The sequence below is a fragment of the Methylobacterium bullatum genome, assembly GCF_014845095.1.
Taxonomy (GTDB): Bacteria; Pseudomonadota; Alphaproteobacteria; order Rhizobiales; family Beijerinckiaceae; genus Methylobacterium; species Methylobacterium bullatum.
Genome location: NZ_NKUG01000232.1, coordinates 1 through 4508, shown reverse-complemented (window position 1 = coordinate 4508; position 4508 = coordinate 1). Strand labels below are relative to the sequence as shown.

At 64.4% G+C, this 4508-nt stretch carries 3 protein-coding genes; 2 read left to right on the top strand and 1 reads right to left on the bottom strand.

Translation table 11 applies throughout. The annotated features are described in order from the left end of the window. Positions 1–1963, top strand: a 1963-nt coding sequence (locus MBTS_RS22515; protein WP_244973623.1) for a helicase-related protein, incomplete at its 5' end; no start/stop codon positions are given. A gap of 428 nt (positions 1964–2391) precedes the next feature. Here the strand turns inward: MBTS_RS22515 and MBTS_RS22510 are convergent. Beyond that, positions 2392–3144, bottom strand: coding sequence for a hypothetical protein (locus MBTS_RS22510; protein WP_192216533.1), 753 nt, complete (start codon positions 3142–3144; stop codon positions 2392–2394). Between the two features lie 636 nt (positions 3145–3780). Here MBTS_RS22510 and pdeM point away from each other — a divergent pair. Continuing rightward, a complete protein-coding gene (gene pdeM, locus MBTS_RS22505) occupies positions 3781–4494 on the top strand; it encodes a ligase-associated DNA damage response endonuclease PdeM (RefSeq protein ID WP_192216532.1) in 714 nt (237 codons plus the stop codon). Positions 4495–4508 lie beyond the last annotated feature (14 nt).

Below are 4508 nucleotides of genomic sequence, written 5' to 3'. Positions count from 1 at the left end.
CTCCCCCTTGTGGGGAGGGGCCGGGGGTGGTGCCGAACAGGTCGCGCCATATCCGGAGCCACCCCTACCCCTCCCCACAAGGGGGAGGGAGCCCGTGCCTGCCATGGCCGACCTCGTCGTGGTGAAGGGCGGGGCGGCACCGGACCTGCACCTGCTCGATACCGGCCTGACCCTGCCGCTGGCCGGCCACACCGCCTCACAGGCGATGCCGGCGATCTACGACCTGATCCAGGCGCACCGGACGGTGCTGGTCTTCGTCAACACCCGGCTCCAGGCCGAGTACACCTTCCAGGAACTCTGGCGGATCAACGAAGACTCGCTGCCCATCGCGCTCCATCACGGCTCCCTCGACGCCAGCCAGAGGCGGCGGGTGGAGGCGGCGATGGCGGCGGGGCAGCTGCGGGCCATTGTCTGCACCGCCACCCTCGATCTCGGCATCGACTGGGGCGATGTCGACCTCGTGGTGAATATCGGCGCGCCGAAGGGGGCGAGCCGGATCATGCAGCGGATCGGGCGGGCCAACCACCGCATGGACGAGCCGTCGAAGGCCTATCTCGTCCCCGGCAACCGCTTCGAGATCCTCGAATGCCAAGCCGCCCTCGATGCGGTGGAGGCGGCGGCCCAGGACACGCCGGATGCCCGCCTCGGCGCGCCGGACGTCCTCGCCCAGCACGTCCTCGGCATGGCCTGCGCCGATGCGTTCGATCCTTTGCAGCTTTACGACGAGATCGTCTCGGCGGCGCCCTACGCCACCCTGTCCTGGGAGGATTTCGAGGCGGTGGTCGATTACGTGGCCACCGGCGGTTACGCGCTGCGCGCTTACGAGCGCTTCGCCAAGATCCTGCGCGGGCCGGACGGGCTGTGGCGGGTGCGCGATGCGCGGACCGCCCAGCAATACCGGATGAATGTCGGCACCATCGTCGAATCCGCCAAGGTGAAGGTGCGCCTCGCCCGCGGGGTGCGCGGCAAGCCGGGCGCCATCCTGCCCAAGGGCGGGCGCGTGCTCGGCGAGATCGAAGAGGATTTCGCCGACACCCTGACGCCGGGCGACACCTTCCTCTTCGCCGGCGAGGTGCTGCGCTTCGAGGGCCTGTCCGAGGACGAGGCCCTGGCGACGAGGGCCGGCCCCGGCACCGACCCGGCGATTCCCTCCTATGCGGGAGCGAAGTTCCCGCTCTCGACCTTCCTCGCCGCCCGTGTCCGCGCCCTCATCGCCGATCCGTTCGAATGGGACCGGCTGCCGAAGCAGGTGGCGGATTACCTCCTGCTCCAGCGCCAGCGCTCGATCCTGCCCGGCCCCGAGGGCTTGCTGGTGGAGACGTTTCCGCGGGGCGGCCGCCATTACCTCACGGCGTTCCCGTTCGAGGGCCGCCTCGCCCACCAGACCCTCGGCATGCTGCTCACCCGGCGCATGGAGCGCGCGCGCCTGCGCCCGCTAGGTTTTGCCGCCAACGATTACGGCATCGCCGTCTGGATGACCCGCGACGTGAGCGAGGCCATCGCCCGCGAGCCCGGTTTCTTGGCCGACTTGTTCGCCCAGGACATGCTCGGCGACGATCTCGAAGCCTGGCTCGACGAATCCTCCATGATGAAGCGCACCTTCCGCCAATGCGCCGTCATCGCCGGGCTGATCGAGCGGCGCCATCCCGGCCAGAAGAAGACCGGGCGGCAGGTCACCATGTCCACCGACCTCGTCTACGACGTGCTGCGCAAGCACCAGCCCGACCACCTGCTCCTGCGCGCCGCCCGGCAGGATGCGGCAACCGGACTCCTCGACGTGGCCCGCCTCGGCATGATGTTGAGGCGCATCCAGGGGCGAATCACCCACAAGGCGCTGGATCGCGTCTCGCCGCTCTCCGTGTCCGTCATGCTCGAAATCGGGCGCGAGAAGGTCTACGGCGAAGGCGCGGACGAGATCCTGGCCGAGGCCGAGGCGCAGCTTCTCGAAGAAGCGCTGGCTTAGGCGCAGTGCAGCCCCCCTCAAACACGACAGGTTGTTCGTCATACGAGTTTGATCTGAGGTTAGAACGTGCCTGCCTCTAAACAAACCTCCAAGGTCGATAGCTAGATACGAGGGGGGTGGATTGGATGGCCCGATCCGGGAGCCCTTCTCCTCGTAGGTGCCGGTCACGACGAGGCCGGGCAGGCGCAGCAGGTCTGTCACTGCTCCTCCTCGGCAGCATCTATGACCGGCTTCCGCTTCTCTGCCATTGCCAGCGCGTCCGCGACGACGCCTCGAATCCACTCGGCTCGCCGAACTTACCTTCAACGGCGTCGATGCGCTCCAGAGTTCCCTCTACGAGGCGAACGGGCATCACGTCTTTGAGCGGCTTCTGAGGCAAGGACACGGTTGTAACCGATATGCTGGAGTGCGCGGCGGTCTGAAGGACGCTATTTCCCGGTCGCAGCAAGTTCCAATATGCGGCGAGCGAGTGTGATTTCGCCCTTTAGTTCGAACTGATCATCCAGTCGATACGAGACCCAGCCCCCTTCCTTCCAACCAAGGGCAAGGATCTTTGCAAACTGTATGAAGCCGATCTTATCGGAGAGAAGGGCCATTTTCATCGGCTCAGGCATGGTCTGCCACGCGAGGCGCGCGTTAGCTTCAAATGCCTTGGCGCTGGCGTCTGAGAGGGAAGCCCGGTTCTCATCCCAAAGGCTGAGGGCTCGCATCGTCGGTGCTATCTGGCTCGTCCAACGAAACTGGTCGCCCACCCGTTCTGCGAAGCCCGTGCGTGTGAGCGCCTTCATGGATGACAAAAGATTGTCAGGGGATGAAAAGGCTTCGCGCCCATCAGGCAGAGAGTCGCATTCGCAGAAAACAACTACGAAGGCTTCTAGAAGCTCTGGCAGGCGCGTATCGCCATGCGAAACCATGCGCGCCAGGAAGTCCGGCATGTCGTCAGCATCCATAGTCAATTGATGCAGGCAATACCATGTCTCACCAAGCATATCGTCACGAAGGACAGGAGCCAAAAGGTCGAACTTCGTCAGTATCGCTGCTGTTGCTTCGAAGGCTGATAGTGAGTCATGATAGAAGGCTTCGCCTCTGCGCCCTGACTTGGTTACCCGGCGAGCCAGTGTCGCCGCCAACTCTCCGCAAAGCCTTCCGTGCAAACTGCCGAGTTCTTTAACGTTGCTCATGGAAAAATCTCGTACTTTATACTCACTTACGAATGGTGAGGGAAGGATAGATGTTTAATCCCAAATTTTAATGGTAAGATCCATTTTCAAAATGGAAGGAGCCTCTGTGGGACATGCTCGTCACGGCAGTGCCAGAAGTTGGCGAGCTTGGTTTGCGTCCTGGGTCTCCCGCGTTAGGCGGCGTAAGCCTGGACCGTCGAAATCGGTGCGAACGGGAGTAAGCGTCGCCATGGCAAACCTCCGTTTGCCACCATAGTTTTAGATCGCCACGACGTTGGGAATTTCATACGAATCGTATTCGAAGCTCGTTGGTATAATCCCCTCAGCGTTCTTCCATGCGAATGTCGGTCCCCCCGCGCGCGGAGGGGGACGGCGCTCACCCAGACGAAAATGGGCGCAGCCTTTGGTGTGATGGCTGTGCGGAGTATGTGACTTCCTGGCACTCCTCCGCCCAGGAGGTCATCGACCAATGGAATGAAGAGCGAGAACTTGCGATGGGCGTTACGGCCGGGATTTCGGCAGCCTAATCAACCGAAGCAAGCTGGTAATCAACCCTGAATGACGAAGCGAGAGACAAGCCCCGCCTCTCGCGATCAACCTCAAACGACGATTGACCACAAAACAGAGGATGCGATCTTGGCGCTCGGCCAGAAACTCGAACGGACCATCAAGCCCCCCGGCCTGACGCTGGCCGGCGAAGCCCTCACCCTCGACCTCTGCGGTGGATTGTGGCTCGCCGCGCACCGGACCCTGATCGTCTCCGACCTGCATCTGGAGAAGGGCTCGGCCTTTGCCGCGCGCTCGGGCCAGTTCCTGCCGCCCTACGATACCCGCGAGACCCTGGCCTGCCTGCACGAGGCGGTGGCCCGCTTCGACCCGGCCTGTGTCGTGGCTCTGGGCGATTCCTTCCACGATGCGCGCGGCCCCGAGCGGATGGAGCCCGGCGACCGCGCCATGATCGCCGCCCTGCAGGAAGGCCGGGACTGGGTCTGGATCGCCGGCAACCACGACCATGCCGTGTCGGAGGGCGTCGGCGGGCGCTATGCCGAGACGCTGGCCCTCGGTGGACTCACCCTGCGGCACGAGCCGCTGCCGGATGCGCCGGAGGGCGAGATCGCCGGCCATCTGCATCCCTGCGGCAAGGTCGCCATGCGTGGCCGGGCGGTTCGGCGGCGCTGCTTCGTCACCGACGGGAAGCGCCTGGTGATGCCGGCTTTCGGCGCCTATGCGGGCGGCCTCAACGTGCGCAACCCGGCCTTCGATCCGCTGTTTCCGGCCGGCTTCACCGCGCATCTCCTGGGAGACGGCCGGGTCTTCGCCATCGGCAAGGCGATGCTGGCGCGGGACTAAGAGCGCCTAACAGA